This is a genomic window from Klebsiella sp. M041 (assembly GCF_059759695.1).
On sequence record NZ_JCAXWU010000014.1, the window covers coordinates 1 to 19,516 of the forward strand.

Here is a 19,516-nt window from a genome sequence, read left to right on the forward strand (position 1 = left end):
AGCGCTGAACAAAATGACGAAAGCAGGTATGCCTGAAAGCGTGCGTATTGCCTGAAAACACAACCCGCTACGGGGGAGACTTACCCGAAATCTGATTTATTCAACAAAGCCTATGCTCTTCTTACATCTGCATGCCACGGTATGAGTAACGCACGCCTTTAATTTCTTCTCGCTTTGCAGGTACACGCCAAAGGGATTTATCGAAGTCAAACTCGTCCCAACGCGCGAAACGTAATTCACTGGAACGCACAAAAGTTAGTAAGGAAAGCTCGACAGCGGTCCATGTCATCACACGGCCACGATAAGCAGCAAGACGAGCAAGAAACTCAGGGAACCGGCTTGAGGGTAAAGCGGGGTAATGTCGCGCTTTGGATGTCGATAACGCACCGGCCATGTCATTTGCTGGATAAGAGTCGATGTAATCGTTCTGTACGGCATACCGCATAATGGCTGTGACGCGCTGTTGCAGGCGCTGAGCAACATCGTGTTAACCGCTGGCATCAACTTTTTTAATCGGAGCTAACAGGTGGCTGGTTTTGAGCTGGCGAATATCGGACGAACCGATATAAGAGAAGATATAAAGCTCAAGATAGCTAAGAATGCGCGATCGATGGTCTTCACTCCAGCGCTTGTTACTGGCATGCCATTCGCGAGCAATGGTTTCGAAAGTATATGCACCCGAATTCTCAGCCTGAGCTTCTTTCTGTTCGGCTTTTGGGTCAATGCCCTGTACTAACAGCTTTTTAGCTTCGTCGCGCTTGGCTCTTGCCTGAGCAAGCGTCACAGTAGGCCAAACACCAAAAGCAAGGCGATCTTCTTTTTTGTTTGAAGGGCGTCTGTATTTCATGCGCCAGTATTTAGAACCCTTGGCCGAAACCTCGAGATACACCCACCGCCATCGGCCATTTTGTAGTTTTTGTCTTTTGGTTTTGCGGTTTCGACCTGTCTGGCGTTGAGCTTTACTTGGGACACATTTCTAATCGAAGTTAAAATGCCCCCAATGGCATCCGGATTTCAACGGACAACCTCGGACCACTCAGGACATAAAAATCGCTGCAATCATTGATTTTTAAGGGATAATTAGACTTACTCAGAAGGTCTTGGAATAATACTTGGTGCCGAAGGCCGGACTCGAACCGGCACGTATTTCTACGGTTGATTTTGAATCAACTGCGTCTACCGATTTCGCCACTTCGGCACTGAAGGGGATGCGGAAACGTTCTGGATTATACCTGTCGGCGGCGGCCATGCAAGCGACAGCGTGTCGTCATTGCGCTAAGTGTTGAAAAAAACAGCGCTATCCTGCACGGCGTCACCTTTTACCGCCGTTCCATAGCGCGATGGCCACCAGCACCCCTCCTCTCACCCTCCCGCAAACCCAACCCCACCAGCCAGCCGTTCCCCCTTCCAGCTTAATAACACCTAAACCCCACTCACATTTATCTCAATTTTTTCTCACCTCACTCTCACCAGCATCCCCATCACAATCCCTCTCTCCCCAAACAAATCCCCACTATCCACTCCCCAACTATTCCCCCAACCCCACCCACCACCATTCCCATATATTCCAGAAAGTTTTAGACAATACCTTTTTGTTATTCACTCGCTCCGCAGCAGAATATTAATTTCATCAATATTTTTATAACTTTACATTAATGAAAAGTTTTCTTTTTGCCGTTTATTCCAGGATTTTCCTCAGGCGTGAAGGGTTCCGGTAAACACTATTTTTACTAGTCGCTGTACGAGTCTTGATGGACATATTCACTCGATGAATTAACTCAGGAGAATACTTGTGACGACGTTAAAACCTTTGCTGGCCCGCAACCGCAGCTGGGCGCTGCAGAAGTGTCAGCATGACCCGGACTATTTCGAAAAATGGGTCGACGGGCAGCGGCCCCACTCGCTGTGGATCGGCTGCTCCGACAGCCGCGTTCCCGCCGAGGTGCTCACCGGCAGCCAGCCCGGCGAGCTCTTTGTCCACCGCAATATCGCCAACATGCTCGATCCCGCCGACGACAACGTCATGAGCGTCCTGCAATATGCCCTCCACTACCTTGAGGTGGAGCGGGTGGTGCTCTGCGGCCACTACGGCTGCGGCGGCGTGCAGGCGGCGCTCTCTCTGCCCACCCTGCCGCTGGCGCAGGAGTCCTCGGCGCTGGCTCGCCGCATCGGCCAGCTGCGCCACACCCTGCATCACGAAATTGCGCAGATCGCCGATGGATGTGGTGTTGCGGCCTCCTCCGGCGCCAGCGCGGGCACCGACGCGGAGCGCTCTCGCCATGCGCTGGACGCCCTGGTGGAAGCCAACGTTCGCGCCCAGTTCGCCCGTCTGCTGGAGAGTGAGCCAGTGCAGACGGTGCTCGCCAGCGGGCGGCCGCTCAGCCTGCACGGCTGCGTCTACGATCTGGCTTCCGGCCATTTAACCACCCTCGTCGAACACCTCTCACCGCAGGAGCACGCCCCATGAACACACTTCGTCAGGACTCTCTCGCCGGCATCGTCGTCTTCCTTGTCGCCCTGCCGCTGTGCCTTGGCATCGCCCAGGCCAGCGGCTTACCGCCCTTCGTCGGCCTGCTGACCGGCATCATCGGCGGCCTGGTCGTCACCGCCCTCAGCCCCTCCCGCTTCGCCGTCAGCGGCCCCGCCGCCGGACTGGTCACCATCGTCGTCGCCGCCATCGAATCCCTGGGTTCCTTCTCCGTCTTCCTGATGGCGCTGGTGCTGGCCGGCGTGCTGCAGCTGCTGTTCGGCATTCTGCGGGCTGGGCGTTTTATCTCGCTGGTTCCCGCCAGCGTCATCAAAGGCATGCTGGCGGCGATCGGCATCCTGCTGATTATGCAGCAGATCCCCGTCGCGCTCGGCACGGCGGAAGAAACCGGGCTTGCCGATGTGGTTCAGGGCAATGCCGCTTTCTCCGTCACTGCGATTGCCGTCGCCGCGGGCGGCCTGCTGGTGCTCTGGCTCTGGGGCTCGCCGCTTATCCGTCGGGTGAAGAGCCTGCGCTGGATCCCCGGGCCGCTGATCGCCGTCCTGCTCGGCTGCGTGACCACCCTGCTGCTGACCCATTTTGCGCCGCAGCAGCTGGCCGCTCTGCCGCGGATTACCCTGCCGGCGTTCGGCAGCCTCGGCGACCTGCTGGGTGAGCTGGAGTCGCCGGCGTGGAGCGCGTGGCGCAATCCGTCGGTGTGGGTGGTGGCGGTGACCCTGGCGCTGGTCGCCAGCCTCGAAACCCTGCTCAGCCAGGAGGCGCTGAAAAAGCTGCGTCCGCAAAACCCGCCGCCTTCGCCGAACCGCGAAATGGTCGCCCAGGGCGTCGGCAACCTGCTCTCCGGCGTGCTGGGGGCGATGCCGATCACCGCGGTGATCGTCCGCAGCTCGGTGAACGTCAGCAACGGCGCGCAAAGCAAACTGTCGATCTTTATCCACGGCGTGCTGCTGTTGATCTGCGGCCTGTGGTTCAGCGGCCTGCTGACCCTGATCCCGCTCGCCAGCCTCGCCGCCGTGCTGCTCTATACCGGCTATAAGCTGGCGACGCCGCGGCTGTTCATCGAGCAGTTCCGCCAGGGGGCGGCGCAGTACGTCCCCTTCCTCGCCACCATCGGCGGGATTATCGCCTTCGGCATGCTGGCGGGGATCGGGATTGGTCTTGCCACCCAGATGGCGTTCAGCCTCTGGCGCAGCCATCGCCACTCGCTGCAGCTGGCGCGCTACGATGACCACTACGTGCTGCGCATCCAGCAGAATCTGACCTTTATGCACAATCCGCATCTGCTGGCCCTGCTGGCGAAAATTCCGGAAAAGAGCGTGGTGATCGTCGAGCACGACAGCGTCGGCTACCTCGACCCGGACGTGCAGGCGGTGCTGGATGATTTTGCCGAGAACGCCCCGCAGCGCGGCATCCGCCTTAATCAGTGGCCGCTGGCCAGCCGCTGACCTTAACGGGCGGCTGGTCCGCCCGCTTCGCTACCCCTCCGATTGCCAAGCGCCGGGGAATACCATGCTCTACACTTTCTGGGTTATCACGCCAACCCCAAGGAAATGAACATGAGCATCATTAAAAGCTACGCCGCCAAAGAAGCGGGCGCCGATCTGTCGCTGTGGGAATACGATGCCGGCGAGCTGCAGCCGGAAGATGTCGAAGTTGAGGTGGAATACTGCGGGATCTGCCATTCGGATCTGTCGATGATCGACAACGAATGGGGGATGTCGAGCTACCCGCTGGTGGCCGGTCACGAGGTGATTGGCCGGGTGGCGGCGCTGGGCAGCGCGGCGCAGGATAAAGGGCTGAAGATTGGCCAGAAGGTCGGCATCGGCTGGACGGCGCGCAGCTGCGGCCATTGCGACGCCTGCATCAGCGGCAACCAGATCAACTGTCTGGAAGGCTCGGTGCCGACCATTCTCAACCGCGGCGGCTTCGCCAATAAGCTGCGCGCCGACTGGCAGTGGGTGATCCCCCTGCCGGAGAGCATCGATCTGGCGTCCGCCGGCCCGATGCTGTGCGGCGGCATCACCGTCTTTAAACCGCTGCTGACCCACCACGTCACCGCCACCAGCCGCGTCGGGGTGATCGGCATCGGCGGCCTCGGCCATATCGCCATTAAGCTGCTGCGGGCGATGGGCGCGGAAGTGACCGCCTTCAGCTCCAACCCGGCGAAAGAGCAGGAAGTGCGGGCGATGGGCGCCGATCGCGTGGTCAACAGCCGCGATCCGGAAGCCTTAAAGGCGCTGGCCGGACAGTTTGACCTGATTATCAACACCGTCGCCGTCGACCTCGACTGGCAGCCGTACTTTGAAGCGCTGGCGTACGGCGGCAACTTCCACACCGTCGGCGCGGTAATGAAGCCGTTCCCGGTGCCGGCCTTTACCCTTATCGGCGGCGACCGCAGCATCTCCGGCTCGGCGACCGGTAACCCGTCCGAACTGCGTACGCTGATGAAGTTCGCCGGGCGCAGCAAGGTGGCCCCGACCACCGAGCTGTTCCCGATGTCGCAGATTAACGAAGCGCTGAAGCACGTTCGCGAAGGCAAAGCCCGCTACCGCGCGGTGCTGAAAGCCGACTTCTGATGGTTCTCTCCCGCCGGGCGGCCCGCTCGCCCGGCGTTTTTCCCGTCGCTTCATCAAACCGTCATCTCCCCGCCATGCCTCTGTAGTCATTGCTTCCCACAATCCGGGCTTCGATAAATGGCTGAACGAGATGCGCGTCACCATGAGAAAGACCTGGCTTCCCTGGCTGATCCTGTCGCCTTCCCTGCTGTTTTTACTGCTGTTTACCTGGTTCCCGCTGGGGCGTTCAGTATATGACAGCCTGTTTGATACCCGCATGGCCAGCGATGGCGCGCAGTACGTCGGGCTGGATAATTTCGCCCGCCTGTTTGCCGATAACGTCTTCTGGCAGTCGCTGGGCAATAACCTGCTCTATATCCTGCTGACGGTGGTGCCCGGGGTGACCCTCGCCCTCCTGCTGGCGGTCGCCCTGAGCGAGAACCATCGCGTCAACCGCTGGCTGCGCACAGCCTTTTTCTTCCCGATGATTATCCCGATGGTCAGCGCCGCCGCGCTGTGGCTGTTTATCTTTATGCCCGGCCTCGGCCTGCTCGACCACTATCTGGCGAAGCTGTTCGGGCCGATGAACAACAACTGGCTGGGGCGCAGCAACAGCGCGCTGCTGGCCCTGGCGCTGATCGGCGTGTGGAAGTTCGCTGGCTACTACATGCTGTTTTTCCTCGCCGGGCTGCAAAGTATTCCGGCCTCGACGCGGGAAGCGGCGCTGATGGAGGGGGCTACCCGCACGCAGGTCTTTTTTAAGGTCACGTTACCGCTGCTGCGCCCGACCCTGAGCTTTGTGATCACCACCGCGCTGATCTACTCCATCACCCAGATTGACCACGTGGCGGTGATGACCCGCGGCGGGCCGGACAACGCCACCACCGTGCTGCTCTATTACATCCAGAATCTCGCCTGGGATACCCACGACCTCGGCAAAGCCTCCGCCGCCACCTTCCTGACCCTGGCCGGGCTGTTCGCCTTCTCGCTGATTAACCTGAAACTGCTGGAGAAAGGAGCCCACTATGAGCGCTGACATCTCGCCGCTGCTGGTCCGCACGCCCGCCGCCGCCCATCCGCTGTGGTTGCGGCTGCGTCGCTCGTCGCCCTTTACGCTCACAGTATTAATGTGCTGCCTGGCGCTGCTGTGGATCAGCCCGTTTATCTGGATGCTGGCCACCTCGTTCAGCGCTACCACCTTCGGCGACGATATGGCGTCGCTGCTGCCGCGCCTGCCGCTGACCCTCGATAACTTCCGCGACGCCTGGAAAAGCGCCGACTGGCTGAGCCTGTATGTCAACACCATTATCTTCACCTTCGGCACCTTCTGCGTGCAGCTGTTGACCATCACCACCGCCGGGTACGTCTTCGCCTGCCACGAGTTTCGCGGCAAGCAGACGCTGTTTCTTCTGTTCCTGGTGCAGCTGATGATCATGCCGGTAGTGATGATGGTGCCGAACATGCTGACCCTGAAAACCTTCGGCCTGCTCAACACCCTCACCGGGGTGATGATGCCCTACTTCACCTCGGCGTTCGGCGTGTTCCTGATGCGTCAGGCGTTCCTCGCCATTCCGAAAGAGCTGGAGGAGGCGGCGCTGATGGAGGGCTGCCGCTGGTGGCAGGTGCTGTTCCGCGTGCTGCTGCCGATGTCCTGGCCGTCGGTGCTGGCCTTCGCCACCGTCAGCATTACCTACCACTGGAACGAGTACCTGTGGCCGCTGATGATGCTCAACGATCCCGATAAGCAGGTGCTGACCGTCGGGCTGGTCTCCTTCGCCATGGGCGCCGAATCCGGCGGCCAGTGGGGCACCATCGGCGCCGGCACGCTGATGGTCTGCCTGCCGCTGATGCTGGCGTTCATCCTTTTTCAGAAACAGTTCCTGCGGAGCTTCGGCTTCTCCGGGATCAAATAAGGAGTGATTCATGCTGTTAGCGCACATTTCCGATACCCATTTCCGCAGCCGCGGCGAAAAGCTGTACGGCTTTATCGACGTCAACGCCGCCAACGCCGAGGTGGTCTCCCAGCTTAACGCGCTGCGCGAGCGTCCGGACGCGGTGGTGGTGAGCGGGGATATCGTCAACTGCGGCCGCCCGGCGGAGTATCAGGTGGCCCGCCAGATCCTCGGCAGCCTGAACTATCCGCTGTATCTGATCCCCGGCAACCACGACGACAAAGCCCATTTTCTGGAGCATCTTCACCCGCTGTGCCCGCAGCTGGGCAACGATGCGCAAAATATGCGCTATGCGGTGGATGACTTCGCCACCCGCCTGCTGTTTATCGACTCCAGCCGCGCCGGCACCTCGAGGGGCTGGCTGACCGACGAGACCATCGGCTGGCTGGAAGCCCAGCTGTTCGAGGGCGGCGACAAACCGGCAACGGTGTTTATGCACCACCCGCCGCTGCCGCTGGGCAATGCGCAGATGGACCCGATCGCCTGCGAAAACGGCCACCGTTTGCTGGCGCTGGTGGAGCGTTTCCCGTCGCTGACGCGCATCTTCTGCGGCCACAACCACAGCCTGACCATGACCCAGTATCGCCAGGCGCTGATCTCTACCATCCCCGGCACCGTCCATCAGGTGCCGTACTGCCACGAAGACACCCGGCCCTATTACGACCTTTCTCCGGCCTCGTGTCTGATGCACCGCCAGGTCGGCGAGCAGTGGGTGAGCTACCAGCACTCGCTGGCCCACTACGCCGGGCCGTGGCTGTACGACGAAAACATCAGTTGCCCAACGGAAGAGCGCTAACCGCCATGCTCAGTCTGCAAAACATCAGTAAACGTTTCGACGGCAAGCCGGCGCTCAGCGCCCTGTCGCTGGATATTCACGAAGGCGAATTCGTGGTGCTGGTCGGCCCGTCGGGCTGCGGGAAAAGCACCCTGCTGCGCCTGCTAGCCGGCCTGGAGCCGGTCAGCGAAGGCCAAATCTGGCTGCATGATGAGAACATCACCGCCACCACGCCGCGCGAGCGCAACTTCGCGATGATCTTCCAGAACTATGCCCTGTTTCCGCATCTGTCGGTACGCGACAACATCACCTTCGGCATGAAGGTGCGCAAGGAAGAGAAAAGCAGCTGGCAGCCGCGGGTGGACAACGTGGCGCAGATGCTGCAGCTGGAGGCGCTGCTCGATCGCAAACCGGCGAAGCTCTCCGGCGGCCAGCGCCAGCGGGTGGCGATGGCCCGGGCGATTGTGCGTAATCCGCGGCTGTTCCTGATGGACGAGCCGCTCTCCAACCTCGACGCCCGCCTGCGCAGCGAAGTGCGCGACAGCATTATGGCGCTCCATCAGCAGCTGAAAACCAGCACCATCTATGTGACCCACGACCAGACCGAGGCGATGTCGATGGCCGACCGCATCGTGGTGATGAACGGCGGCCACGTGCAGCAGGTCGGGCGCCCGGAGTATCTCTACGCCAACCCGGCCAACCTGTTCGTCGCCGGATTTATCGGTTCGCCGGCGATGAACCTGCTGTCGCTGCCCTGCGCCAACGGTGAAGTACTGTTGGGAGAACAGCGTCATCCGCTGCCGCCGCGCCACCGGGATCAGACCCGCGTCTGGCTGGGCATTCGCCCGGAACATATTACCGACCGCGTGGAGGAGGGCCATCTGCGCCTGCCGGCCACCGTTCTGCAACGAGAACTGATGGGGGCCGACTACCTGCTCCACGTCAGCACCCCGATCGGCACCCTGCGCTTTAGCCGCCGCCACCGCGGCACGGTGCCGGAGAAAGGCGAGTCGCTACCGATCGGCTTCTCGCCTGGCGATGTGCATCTTTTTCATGCTGAGACCCAGCATAATTTACTGATGGAGTGTAATCATGTTTAAACCTCTTACGGTAGTCGCGGTTAGCCTCAGCCTCGCCCTGAGCGGCGCGGCGCTGGCAAAAGAGAAAATAGACTTCATGTTCCCGGCGCCGGTAGACGGCAAGCTGACCATGGAGATGACCCGCGTCATTAAGCAATTCAACGACTCCCAGCAGGATGTGGAAGTGCGCGGGATCTTCACCGGCAACTACGACACCACCAAGATCAAAGCCGAATCGGCGCAGAAGGCCGGCCAGCCGCCGGCGCTGGTGATCATGTCCGCCAACTTCACCACCGATCTGGCGCTGAAGGATGAGATCCTGCCGATGGATGAGCTGTTTAAATATGGCGATCAACAGGCCGGCGATTTTCTGCAAAAGGAATTCTGGCCCGCGATGCATAAGAACGCCCAGGTGATGGGCACCACTTATGCGATCCCGTTCCATAACTCGACGCCGATCCTCTACTACAACAAGACGATGTTCGATCGGGCCGGGATCAAACAGCCGCCGCAGACCTGGGCCGAGCTGCTGGCCGATGCCAAAAAGCTGACCGACGAGAGCACCGGCCAGTGGGGTATCATGCTGCCGTCGACCAACGACGACTACGGCGGCTGGATCTTCTCGGCGCTGGTGCGCGCCAACGGCGGGAAATACTTTAACGAAGACTATCCGGGCGAAGTTTATTACAACTCGCCGACCGCCATCGGCGCCCTGCGCTTCTGGCAGGATCTGATCTACAAGGACAAGGTGATGCCGTCCGGAGTGCTGAACTCGAAGCAGATCAGCGCTGCGTTCTTCTCCGGCAAGCTCGGGATGGCGATGCTCAGCACCGGCGCGCTGGGCTTTATGCGCGAGAACAGCAAAGACTTTGAGCTTGGGGTGGCGATGCTGCCGGCCAAAGAGCAGCGCGCGGTGCCGATCGGCGGCGCCAGCCTGGTGAGCTTTAAAGGCATCAACGAGGCGCAGAAGAAAGCGGCGTATCAGTTCCTGACCTATCTGGTGAGCCCCGACGTGAACGGCGCGTGGAGCCGCTTTACCGGCTACTTCTCGCCGCGCAAGGCGTCATACGATACGCCGGAGATGAAGGCCTATCTGCAGCAGGATCCGCGGGCGGCGATCGCGCTTGAGCAGCTGAAGTACGCCCATCCGTGGTACTCCACCTGGGAGACCGTGGCGGTACGTAAGGCGATGGAGAACCAGCTGGCGGCGGTGGTTAACGATGCCAAAGTGACGCCGGAAGCGGCGGTTCAGGCGGCGCAGAAGGAAGCCGACGCGCTGATGAAACCTTATGTGGATAAAACCGCGCTGGCGGAAGTGAAGTGACGCTTTACCCGTCATCGTCACCCTCTCCCTGAGGGAGAGGGGACGGTCCGGCGCCGGGGTTAAGATCCAGTCAGGCGGTTTGCAAGCGGGAACAGGGATTGAGAAAGGAAAAAAGCAGGCCATACCCGGTATGGCCTGAAAATGTCACAACGATTAGATCCCTGCCGTTTCGCGGATATATTTGCGCGCTTTGACGGCGTATTCGAAAGGATTGGCCAGGGCAGGATCCTGCTCGGCTTCCACCACCATCCAGCCTTTATAGCCAAAGTCGTCCAGCAGCTTGAACACCGGACGGAAATCGATCACCCCGTCGCCCGGGACGGTGAAGGTGCCTTTTTTCACGCCGTCGAGGAACGACAGGCCGTCGCGGCGCACCTGGTCGATCACCGGCGGGCGGACGTCCTTCAGGTGAACGTGGTTGATGCGCGGCAGATACTTTTTGAGGATCGCCAGCATCGGCGCTTCGCCGCCTTCGGAGTACCAGGCGTGGCCGGTGTCGAACAGCAGGAAGACGCGCTCGTCCACCAGCGACATAAACTTGTCGATTTCCGCAGTGGTCTGGATGCCGGTGCCCATGTGGTGGTGCAGACAGACCTGCATCCCCTTCTCCGCCGCCAGGCGACCAAGGGTGTTGTAGCCTTCCGCCACCCGCTGCCACTCTTCGTCGCTGAAGCACGGCTTCGCATCGCCGAGGATCGGTTTATCCAGCCCCTGAATGCTGCCGCTCTGCTCGGAGCAGCCAATCACTCTCGCGCCCATCGCATGGAGGAAGTTCATGTGATTGACGAATTCATCAATGGTTTTTTCCCGCTGGCCGTTAGCGAAAAAGGTGCTGAACCATGCGTTGCAGATCTGAATGCCGCGGATGTCCAGCATCGGCTTGAGAACCGCCGGATCGCGCGGATATTTGCTGCCGACTTCGCTGCCGGTAAAGCCGGCCAGCGCCATTTCGCTGACGATCTGCTGGAAGGTGTTTTCGCTGCCGAGCTCCGGCATATCATCGTTAGTCCAGCCGATCGGGGCGATAGCCAGTTTGACGTTATCTTTGTTCATAGTAGGGCTCCTGCCGCTGCGCCTTAGCGGCGCAGCAATTCACGTTCAATGAGTTCACGGGTTTCCACTGCCTGGTATTTCATTTTTTCCGGGTAGCCAAACAGCGAGGTGGCGACAATCGGCTCCCCGCCGACCTTGAAGGTCTGCTCGGCGAATTTCATTTCGCGCAGGGTGCGGAACAGCGCGTCGAAATCCACATCCCCTTCCCCGACGCCTACGTGCTGGTGCACCACGGCATCCACGCCCGGCGGGTTAACGATATAGCGGCAATGTTTCGTATGATTGCGGGTATCGGCAATCAGGACATGGGAGAGATCGCTCCCGGCATAGCGCAGCATGCTCGCCACGTCGCCGACGCCTTTGTCGTAGAAAAAGGTGTGCGGCACGCTGTAGACGTACTTCACGTTATCGCTGCGGAACGACTTCACGATATCGACGGTTTCATTGTTCTCTTCGCAGAAATCCCAGGGATGCGCCTGGATCTCCACGCGGATGCCTTCCCGCTCAAAAATCGGCAACAGCTCTTCCATCGAGCGATAGAACATTTCATCGCAGATCTCAGGCTGATTCGGATCGCCGGAGAACTCGGTGTTGATCACCTGAACGCCCATCTCCACCGCAATTTCCACCAGCCGTTTCCAGTTTTTCACCGCCGCCTGGCGGCGCAGTTCGTCCGGGCCGGACCAGCGGTAGACGCAGATAAACGACGACAGCTCAAGGCCGGTATCGCGCAGCGCCTGCTTGTACTCGGCCATGATCTCCCGGCTGGCGCGCGGGTGCTTGTAGAACGGGTTTATCTGTGGGTGCGGCGACTGTTCAATGTACTTGTAGCCCCACTCCGCTACCTGATGGACCATGCGGGTGATCCCGAGGTCCTTAATCACATCCACATCAAAGGCAATTTTCATCGTCGTTACCTGTGCAAAGAAGTTCCGTCGGCAAAGCGTGCTTAACGTTTGTAGAATGCCGGGCACTCAGGCAGCGTCACCTCAACCGGCTCGCTGGTTCCCTGCGCTTTAATGCAGGCGTCCGCCGCTACCGACGCCGCGTAGCCGTCCCAGGCCGACGGGCCGTGCAGCTGACCGGCTTTGACGTCGTTGATAAAGGCCTGCAGCTCGACGTCGTAGGCTTTGATAAAGCGGTCTTTCCAGTCGGTCAGAATAGCGGTCGACAGGCTGGCGGACTTGCGCATCTGGACGGCAGACGGCTCCGGCAGACGGGCAATCCCGGTCTCGCCGACCACTTCGCACTGGATGTCATACCCGTACTGGCAGTTCACGAACACCTCGACGTCGATCAGGGTGCCTTTTTTGGTTTCAAAGGAGACGATCTGCGGATCTTTCAGGCGCGCATGGGTGTGCGAGGTGGAGCGCGGGAAGCGCACCTGCACGGAACGGTAGTCATCGTTCAGCAGCCAGCGCAGCACGTCCAGCTCGTGGATCAGGGTGTTGGTGATCGCCATATCGGTGGTGTAGTTCTCGCCAACCGCCTGGTTGCGGTGGGCGCAGCGCAGCATCAGCGGCGCGCCGATATCGCCATCGTCGATCACTTTTTTCAGCGCCAGATAGCCTTCGTCGTATGGGCGCATAAAGCCAACCTGCACCAGGCGACGGCCGGCCTTCATTTCAGCATCGACGATACGGCGGCAGCCTTCCGCAGACATCGCCAGCGGTTTTTCGCAGAACACCGGCTTACCGGCGGCGATGGCGGCCAGGGTGTACTCTTCGTGGGTCGGGTCCCAGGAGGTGACCAGGATGGCATCGACATCGCTGGCGTTAATCACGTCGTGGCCGTCGGCGTAGACTTCCGCCTGCACGCCCGGCAGCGCGACCGCCGCACGGGCGTTGTCGGCATTGATATCAGACACCCCCACAACGGTGGCGCCCTGCAGAACCTGGGTGCAGCGACGGATGTGTTCTTTACCGATAGCGCCAGCGCCGATGACACCTAATTTGAGCGACATAATGGTTTTCTCCGTAAGTCTGTAGGATTCAGGGTGGATGTTCGTTTTAGTAATCACGCGCCTGGGCGCGCTTTTCATTAATCATTTGCGCAACTTTGCGGATCCGCTCTGAGAGCGCCGTCTGGGCGACCCCGACGTTCCACCAGCTGCCGTATTTGTGCACCATGGTCTTCGGCAGCACTTTAATATCAATCAGGGTGCTGACCGTTTCGCGGCGGGCGGCGTCCAGCGCGTGGCGCAGTTCGTCCAGGGTGGTGACGCGCCAGGTTTTGCAGCCGTAGCCGGCGGCGATGGTGGCGAAGTCCACCGGCACCAGACCGCCCTGCAGCTGGCCGGTTTCCGGCTGACGGTAGCGGAACTCGGTGCCGAAGCTGTCCATCCCGTGCTCCATCTGCAGGTTGTTGATGCAGCCGTTGGCCATGTTGTCGAACAGCACGACGTTGATCTTCGCCCGCTCCTGCAGGGAGGTGACCAGCTCAGAGTGGAGCATCATGAACGAGCCATCGCCGACCAGGGAGTAGACTTCGCTCTGCGGCTGCGCCAGCTTCACCCCCAGCGCCGCGTTGACTTCGTATCCCATGCAGGAGTAGCCGTACTCCACGTGATAAGTGTTTTCCGCGCGGTTGCGCCAGACGCGCTGCAGATCGCCGGGCAGGCTGCCCGCCGCCGCGACGATCACCGCCTCGGCCGGCAGCGTTTCATTCAGCACCCCGAGGACGCTGCTCTGGGTCAGGGTGGAGTCGGTGATCTGGCGGAACTCGCGATATACTGATTCGCGATCGAGATGATCGTCGATCTCCGGCACAAAGGATTTCTCCTGCCACACCGCCTGGTACACGCGCTGGGTCTCTTTTAACTGACGGCTCTGCACGCTCTCGATCTGCGCACCCCAGCCGGCCTGCCAGCCGCTGTCCGCCAGCGCCGCGTCGAGGGCGGTCATCGCTTCCCGGGCGTCCGCCAGCATGGCAATGCCGTCCAGCTTCCAGGCGTCGAAGTTGCTGACGTTAATATTCAGGAAACGCACCTCCGGGTGCTGGAAAATCCATTTCGAGGCGGTGGTAAAATCGCTGAAACGGGTGCCGACGCCGATCACCAGGTCGGCCTCTTTCGCCAGCAGGTTCGCCGCCAGACAGCCCGTCTCGCCGACACCGCCGACGTTCAGGGGGTGAGAAGAGACCACCGTCCCCTTCCCGGCCTGGGTTTCGGCAAAAGGCACTCCGTAGCGCTCGGCGAAACGGGACAGCGCTTCGCCCGCGCCGGAGTATTTCACCCCGCCGCCGCAGACGATCAGCGGTTTACGGCTGGCTTTGATGGCCGCGACGGCGTCCGCCAGCTGCGCGGCGCTGGCCGGGCGGCGGTCGAGACGGTGCACCCGGCGCGCAAAGAAGGATTCCGGGTAGTCCCAGGCTTCACCCTGTACGTCCTGCGGCAGGCACAGCGTCACCGCGCCGGTTTCCGCCGGGTCGGTCAGGACGCGCATGGCGTTGATGCAGGCGCTCATCAGCTGTTCCGGGCGGGTAATGCGGTCCCAGTATTTGCTGACCGCGCGGAAGGCGTCATTGGTGCTGATGCTGAGATCGTAGCTCTGTTCAATTTGCTGGAGCACCGGGTCCGGCTGGCGGGTGGCGAAGACATCGCCCGGCAGCAGCAGCAGCGGAATGCGGTTGGCGCTGGCGGTGCCGGCGGCGGTGATCATGTTGGCCGCCCCCGGGCCGATGGAGGAGGTGCAGGCGATAATCTGCCGGCGCAGGGCCTGGCGGGCAAAACCGGTGGCCGCGTGGGCCATCCCCTGCTCGTTGCGCCCCTGATAGACGCGCATGTCGCCGCTATCCTGCTCCAGCGCCTGCCCCAGCCCCAGGACGTTGCCATGGCCGAAAATCGCAAAAATGCCTTTCACGAACTTCAGCTCTTCGCCATCCACTTCCAGGTACTGGTTATCGAGGAACTTCACCAGCGCCTGCGCCGTTGTCAGTCTCAGTTTGCCCATGTTGCACAATCCTTATTGTTCAGTATTTGTGTGTGGCGTCGCGCCGATGCCGCCGGGGCCGTCGTTCACGTCACTGGAATACCTGTGGATTATAGGCAAACATTTTTTTCATTAAATACAAATACAGAAGAAATATTTCATTTTGCGAGAAGGATCAAACTCTCTACCCATTTCATACGTTTCACTTACATTCCTGACACGTTTTCGGGCGCTTTTTGGCCGCGCCAGACGGCAATATCCCCTTAAAAATCATAGGTAAATGGCTGTCGTTTGGCGTTTCATTTTCCTCAGGGTCGACAGAGGGGGCGATCCGCGCTAACGCGAGGCTCAGTGCGGCAGAGTGGTAGATCCCTCACACTTTTGGTTTTTTAATTTCGAACGAGTTTGCAAATGAAATATTTATTTCTCAAACTAAGGGTAACCAATAACCCTCAGGCTGTTCACGGAGTCGACGTCGGGATCCCGACCCTTCCAGGCAGCAGACACCAAAAAGGAAATCCTAGCTATGAATGCAGCAGTAAAGCGGCTCGACGTCATCTGTATAGGTCGGGTGGCCGTCGACCTCTATGCCCAGCAGATCGGTTCGCGGCTAGAAGACGTTGCCAGTTTCTCGAAATATCTGGGCGGCTCCTCCGGCAACGTGGCCTTTGGCACCGCGATTCAGGGGCTGAAATCGGCCATGCTGGCGCGCGTTGGCGATGAACACAACGGCCGTTTCCTGCGTGAAACGCTCAACCGCGCCGGGGTGGATACCGAGTATCTGATTACCGACAAATCCCGCCTGACCGCGCTGGTGATGCTGGGGATCAAGGATCAGGAGACCTTCCCTCTGATTTTCTACCGCGATAACTGCGCCGATATGGCCTTAACGCCTGACGACATTAGCGAGGAGTATATTGCCTCCTCCCGGGCGCTGGCGGTGACCGGCACCCACCTGTCGCACGCCAACACCCGCGCCGCGGTGCTGAAGGCGCTGGAGTACGCTCGCCGTCACGGCCTGCGTACCGCGCTGGATATCGATTACCGTCCGGTGCTGTGGGGGCTTACCTCGCTCGGCGATGGCGAAACCCGTTTCATTGAGTCCGGGCCGGTCACCAGCCAGCTGCAGGAAGTGCTGCATCTGTTCGATTTGGTGGTGGGAACCGAAGAAGAGTTTCATATTGCCGGGGGCAGCACCGATACCCTGACCGCGTTGAAAAATGTGCGCCATGCCACCAAAGCCACCCTCGTCTGCAAGCGCGGACCGATGGGCTGCGTGGTGCTGGAAGGCGACATCCCGGACAGCTGGGACCAGGTGCCGCTGCAGCAGGGCGTGCGCGTGGAAGTGCTCAACGTGCTGGGCGCCGGGGATGCCTTTATGTCGGGCCTGCTGCGCGGCTGGCTTAACGACGAGGGCTGGGAGCAGGCTTGCCGTTACGCCAACGCCTGCGGGGCACTGGTGGTCTCCCGCCACGGCTGCGCGCCGGCGATGCCGACCAAAATCGAACTCGATGACTACCTGCAGCGCGCCGAATCGGTGCCGCGCCCGGACGTCGACGAGCGCCTCAACCATCTGCACCGGGTGACCAGCCGCCGCCAGCAGTGGCCGGAGCTGTGCATTTTCGCCTTCGACCATCGCAAACAGCTGGCCGACCTGGCGCGGGAGACCGGGCGCGATGAAGCCTGCATTCCGCAGCTCAAGCTGCTGTTGTTGGCCGCGGCCGAAGCGGCGGCGCAGGAGGCGGGACTCGACCAGCGCAGCGGTATTCTGGCCGACGGCACCTACGGCCAGCGTGCGCTGAACGCCATTACCGGCAAGGGCTGGTGGATCGGACGCCCTATCGAACTGCCCAGCTCGCGCCCGCTGCGTCTGGAGCATGGCAACATCGGCTCGCAGCTGATCGACTGGCCGCTGGAGCATGTCGTCAAATGTCTGGTCTTCTATCACCCGGACGACCCGGCGGCGCTGCGTGAAGAGCAGGACGCTCTGCTGCTCGAGGTGTGGCAGGCCTGTAACAAATCAGGCCACGAGCTGCTGCTGGAGGTGATCCTCCCGGAAAATGGCCCGGACAAAGACGAGCGCCATTACCACACCATGCTGGAGCACTTCTATCAGCTGGGGATCAAGCCGGACTGGTGGAAGCTGCCGCCGCTCTCCAGCGCCAGCTGGCAGCAGATCACCGCCCTTATCGAGCACGAAGATCCGTGGAGCCGCGGGATCCTGATCCTCGGTCTCGATGCGCCTTCCGACAAACTGCGCGCCGGTTTCGCCGAAGCGGCCGCACACCCGATGATCAAAGGTTTCGCCGTCGGGCGCACCATCTTTGGCCAGCCGTCGCGGCGCTGGATGCAGGGCGAGCTCAGCGATGAGGCGCTGATAGAGGAAGTGAAACGCAACTACCTGACGCTCATTGGCTACTGGCGCGAAGCCCGCCGCTGATCCCCCAACGCCCGTCTCCGTCACCTTGCGGAGCGGGCGTTTTTCTGTTTCTTCGTGAAATGAATCGCGTATTTCGTCGCAATAAATGAAAAATTCGCTTCATTTGGTACACTGGAAGCCATATTCCTTCCATTTTCTCAGAGCGCACTCTATGGCCAATAACCCAACACAGCTGACCATCCTGCAGGATGAAATCAGGCGTCGCTACGATACGTTAAGCAAACGTCTGAAACAGGTCGCCCGCTATATCCTTGATAACAGCAATAGCGTGGCTTTCGATACCGTGGCCTCCATTGCGCAACAGGCGGATGTTCCCCCTTCCACGTTGATTCGTTTTGCCAACGCCTTCGGCTTCAGCGGCTTTAACGAAATGAAACAGATGTTCAAGCAGCATTTGATGGAAGAGACCGCCAACTATACCGAGCGTGCCCGTCTGTTCCGCCAGACCACCAGCGATGAGTCCAGCCCGCCGGAAACGCCGACGGAAATCCTCAATATGTTCACAATGGTGAACAACCAGGCGCTGCAGCAGCTGGCGATGCAGACCTCCAGCGATGAGCTGGAGCGCGCGGTGGCCCTGCTGGGTGAGGCGGAAAATATCTACGTCATTGGCCTGCGCCGGTCGTTCAGCGTCGCCTCCTATCTGACCTATGCGCTGCGCCACCTCGATCGCAAAGCCTTTCTGATCGACGGCCTCGGCGGCATGTTCACCGAGCAGCTGAGTCTGGTCGGCCCGAAAGACGTGGTGGTGGCGGTGAGCTTCTCGCCGTACGCCCGGGAAGTGGTCGAGCTGGTGGAGCTGGGCGCGCAGCGCAAAGCGCGGCAGATCGCCATTACCGACAGCCAGGTCAGCCCGCTGGCGGCCTTCAGCGATGTCTGCTTTGTGGTGCGGGAAGCGCAGGTGGATGGCTTCCGCTCGCAGGTTGCTTCCCTGTGCCTGGCCCAGACGCTGGCGGTTTCGCTGGCGCTGAACAGCAGTCAGGAGTCCGAGGCCAAGCAGAAGGCGTGAGATATGCCGCCTGGCGTCGGTTGCGCGGCGGCGCGGGATAAGCCGGCGGGGGATGCCGTAGGCCGGATAAGCGTAGTCGTTGTGGGCCGGATAAGGCGAAGCCGCCATCCGGCACAAAGGAGGTTGCGTGCCAGCGCTCATCGCCCGGCGGCGCTGCGCTTACCGGGCCTACGAGGTATGAGCCTGTGAGAGGACCCCGTAGGCCGGATAAGCGTAGCGCCATCCGGCACAAGACGGGTATGGCGCCAGAGGTGTCCTGCCCGGCGGCGCTGCGCTTGCCGGGCCTGGGGTATATGCGCCTGCGGGTCGCCGTAGACACTGTTTTCGGTTTGCAACTTTCCCGGCCAGACAACGCGTTTATCACGTGTAACTTCAGTGAAATTTGCGCTCCCGGTTAATCGTCTGCGTTATGCCTGGCATGGCGCAGGAAGCGCACAGGGGGCGGCCAGTCGCCGCCGCCCCCTGTCCCCCCGGGCTCCGGCCAGCAAAATCGCCGCTGCGCGGTCCCTTCGACTTATCCCGGCAGGCTTCGGGTCGGGCCGAGGCAGCGTCCGTGCAAAACACGGCCCTCAGCCCGCATCCATGCGGGCTGCCCCGGCCTTCCGGGAACGTCTCAGCGATTTTGAGGCCGTCAGCACCGGCAGTTTCAGTCGCGCAAGTGGGTAAATCAAGGACAGGTCGCACGAACCCTCCAGGCCGGGTCAGGCGCAGCCGCCACCCGGCAACACCACGGATACCGTGACTGATATCTTGCCCGTCGGCGCTGCGCTTGCCGGGCCTACGAGGTATGAGCCTGTGAGAGGCCCCCGTAGGCCGGATAAGCGTAGCGCCATCCGGCACAAGACGGGTATGGCGCCAGAGGTGTCCTGCCCGGCGGCGCTGCGCTTGCCGGGCGTGTGATATATGCGCTTG

Annotated in this window: 14 protein-coding genes, 1 tRNA gene and 1 pseudogene; 10 read left to right on the plus strand and 6 right to left on the minus strand. The window is 60.8% G+C overall.

What is annotated here, in order from left to right; genetic code table 11:
- Nucleotides 1-124: 124 nt before the first annotated feature.
- Both AC6CWS_RS18355 and AC6CWS_RS18360 read right to left on the minus strand, forming a co-directional pair.
- Nucleotides 125-906: pseudogene (locus tag AC6CWS_RS18355) on the minus strand (tyrosine-type recombinase/integrase); the annotation flags it as partial.
- Nucleotides 907-1,113: 207 nt separating this feature from the next.
- Nucleotides 1,114-1,198: transfer RNA gene (locus AC6CWS_RS18360), tRNA-Leu, on the minus strand.
- 594 nt (nt 1,199-1,792) lie between these two features.
- Here AC6CWS_RS18360 and AC6CWS_RS18365 point away from each other — a divergent pair.
- The 8 genes from AC6CWS_RS18365 (at nt 1,793) to AC6CWS_RS18400 (ending at nt 10,173) form a co-directional block, all read left to right on the plus strand.
- Nucleotides 1,793-2,467 carry a carbonic anhydrase gene (locus tag AC6CWS_RS18365; protein ID WP_044525229.1) on the plus strand — a complete coding sequence of 225 codons (675 nt, stop codon included), beginning with the start codon at nt 1,793-1,795 and terminating at the stop codon, nt 2,465-2,467.
- On the plus strand, nt 2,464-3,933 hold the full coding sequence (locus tag AC6CWS_RS18370) for a SulP family inorganic anion transporter (protein WP_044525228.1): 1,470 nt from the start codon (nt 2,464-2,466) through the stop codon (nt 3,931-3,933). Before AC6CWS_RS18365 ends, AC6CWS_RS18370 begins: the two co-directional genes overlap by 4 nt.
- Before the next feature lie 111 nt (nt 3,934-4,044).
- On the plus strand, nt 4,045-5,064 hold the full coding sequence (ahr, locus tag AC6CWS_RS18375) for an NADPH-dependent aldehyde reductase Ahr (protein WP_032454679.1): 1,020 nt from the start codon (nt 4,045-4,047) through the stop codon (nt 5,062-5,064).
- Between the two features lie 130 nt (nt 5,065-5,194).
- Nucleotides 5,195-6,079 carry a carbohydrate ABC transporter permease gene (locus tag AC6CWS_RS18380; protein WP_004146807.1) on the plus strand — a complete coding sequence of 295 codons (885 nt, stop codon included), beginning with the start codon at nt 5,195-5,197 and terminating at the stop codon, nt 6,077-6,079.
- Nucleotides 6,069-6,956 (plus strand): carbohydrate ABC transporter permease, encoded by an 888-nt coding sequence (locus tag AC6CWS_RS18385; protein ID WP_065882692.1) that lies wholly within the window; start codon nt 6,069-6,071, stop codon nt 6,954-6,956. The genes AC6CWS_RS18380 and AC6CWS_RS18385 overlap by 11 nt, the downstream gene beginning before the upstream one ends.
- 10 nt (nt 6,957-6,966) lie before the next feature.
- The gene (gene gpdQ, locus AC6CWS_RS18390; protein ID WP_065882693.1) at nt 6,967-7,791 is read left to right on the plus strand and encodes a glycerophosphodiester phosphodiesterase GpdQ; all 825 of its coding nucleotides are present in this window, start codon (nt 6,967-6,969) and stop codon (nt 7,789-7,791) included.
- 5 nt (nt 7,792-7,796) lie between these two features.
- On the plus strand, nt 7,797-8,870 hold the full coding sequence (locus AC6CWS_RS18395) for an ABC transporter ATP-binding protein (RefSeq protein ID WP_065882694.1): 1,074 nt from the start codon (nt 7,797-7,799) through the stop codon (nt 8,868-8,870).
- On the plus strand, nt 8,863-10,173 hold the full coding sequence (locus AC6CWS_RS18400) for an ABC transporter substrate-binding protein (RefSeq protein ID WP_049013625.1): 1,311 nt from the start codon (nt 8,863-8,865) through the stop codon (nt 10,171-10,173). Before AC6CWS_RS18395 ends, AC6CWS_RS18400 begins: the two co-directional genes overlap by 8 nt.
- Nucleotides 10,174-10,326: 153 nt before the next feature.
- Here AC6CWS_RS18400 and iolE read toward each other — a convergent pair whose 3' ends face one another.
- Genes iolE through iolD form a run of 4 tightly spaced genes read right to left on the minus strand, consistent with a single transcriptional unit; the run spans nt 10,327 to nt 15,176 of the window.
- Nucleotides 10,327-11,226 (minus strand): myo-inosose-2 dehydratase, encoded by a 900-nt coding sequence (gene iolE, locus AC6CWS_RS18405; RefSeq protein WP_032454673.1) that lies wholly within the window; start codon nt 11,224-11,226, stop codon nt 10,327-10,329.
- Between the two features lie 23 nt (nt 11,227-11,249).
- Entirely contained in the window at nt 11,250-12,134 is an 885-nt protein-coding gene (locus AC6CWS_RS18410; RefSeq protein ID WP_004152193.1) for a sugar phosphate isomerase/epimerase family protein, read from the minus strand.
- Nucleotides 12,135-12,175: 41 nt separating this feature from the next.
- On the minus strand, nt 12,176-13,189 hold the full coding sequence (gene iolG / locus AC6CWS_RS18415; protein WP_065882695.1) for a bifunctional inositol 2-dehydrogenase/D-chiro-inositol 1-dehydrogenase: 1,014 nt from the start codon (nt 13,187-13,189) through the stop codon (nt 12,176-12,178).
- Nucleotides 13,190-13,235: 46 nt separating this feature from the next.
- Nucleotides 13,236-15,176, minus strand: coding sequence for a 3D-(3,5/4)-trihydroxycyclohexane-1,2-dione acylhydrolase (decyclizing) (iolD, locus tag AC6CWS_RS18420; RefSeq protein WP_023291779.1), 1,941 nt, complete (start codon nt 15,174-15,176; stop codon nt 13,236-13,238).
- 505 nt (nt 15,177-15,681) lie between these two features.
- Between iolD and AC6CWS_RS18425 the strand changes: the two genes are divergently transcribed.
- Both AC6CWS_RS18425 and AC6CWS_RS18430 read left to right on the plus strand, forming a co-directional pair.
- Nucleotides 15,682-17,595 (plus strand): bifunctional 5-dehydro-2-deoxygluconokinase/5-dehydro-2-deoxyphosphogluconate aldolase, encoded by a 1,914-nt coding sequence (locus AC6CWS_RS18425; protein WP_065882696.1) that lies wholly within the window; start codon nt 15,682-15,684, stop codon nt 17,593-17,595.
- 151 nt (nt 17,596-17,746) lie between these two features.
- On the plus strand, nt 17,747-18,604 hold the full coding sequence (locus AC6CWS_RS18430; RefSeq protein WP_004206536.1) for a MurR/RpiR family transcriptional regulator: 858 nt from the start codon (nt 17,747-17,749) through the stop codon (nt 18,602-18,604).
- The last annotated feature ends 912 nt before the right edge of the window (nt 18,605-19,516 follow it).

Excerpts from the sequence above, each read along its gene's own strand:
- AC6CWS_RS18430 (WP_004206536.1), top strand. The coding sequence starts at position 17,747 with ATGGCCAATAACCCAACACAGCTGACCATCCTGCAGGATGAAATCAGG.
- AC6CWS_RS18370 (WP_044525228.1), top strand. The coding sequence starts at position 2,464 with ATGAACACACTTCGTCAGGACTCTCTCGCCGGCATCGTCGTCTTCCTT.
- AC6CWS_RS18395 (WP_065882694.1), top strand. The coding sequence starts at position 7,797 with ATGCTCAGTCTGCAAAACATCAGTAAACGTTTCGACGGCAAGCCGGCG.
- iolD (WP_023291779.1), bottom strand. The coding sequence starts at position 15,176 with ATGGGCAAACTGAGACTGACAACGGCGCAGGCGCTGGTGAAGTTCCTC.
- AC6CWS_RS18410 (WP_004152193.1), bottom strand. The coding sequence starts at position 12,134 with ATGAAAATTGCCTTTGATGTGGATGTGATTAAGGACCTCGGGATCACC.
- AC6CWS_RS18400 (WP_049013625.1), top strand. The coding sequence starts at position 8,863 with ATGTTTAAACCTCTTACGGTAGTCGCGGTTAGCCTCAGCCTCGCCCTG.
- gpdQ (WP_065882693.1), top strand. The coding sequence starts at position 6,967 with ATGCTGTTAGCGCACATTTCCGATACCCATTTCCGCAGCCGCGGCGAA.
- AC6CWS_RS18385 (WP_065882692.1), top strand. The coding sequence starts at position 6,069 with ATGAGCGCTGACATCTCGCCGCTGCTGGTCCGCACGCCCGCCGCCGCC.
- iolG (WP_065882695.1), bottom strand. The coding sequence starts at position 13,189 with ATGTCGCTCAAATTAGGTGTCATCGGCGCTGGCGCTATCGGTAAAGAA.
- AC6CWS_RS18380 (WP_004146807.1), top strand. The coding sequence starts at position 5,195 with ATGCGCGTCACCATGAGAAAGACCTGGCTTCCCTGGCTGATCCTGTCG.
- iolE (WP_032454673.1), bottom strand. The coding sequence starts at position 11,226 with ATGAACAAAGATAACGTCAAACTGGCTATCGCCCCGATCGGCTGGACT.
- ahr (WP_032454679.1), top strand. The coding sequence starts at position 4,045 with ATGAGCATCATTAAAAGCTACGCCGCCAAAGAAGCGGGCGCCGATCTG.
- AC6CWS_RS18425 (WP_065882696.1), top strand. The coding sequence starts at position 15,682 with ATGAATGCAGCAGTAAAGCGGCTCGACGTCATCTGTATAGGTCGGGTG.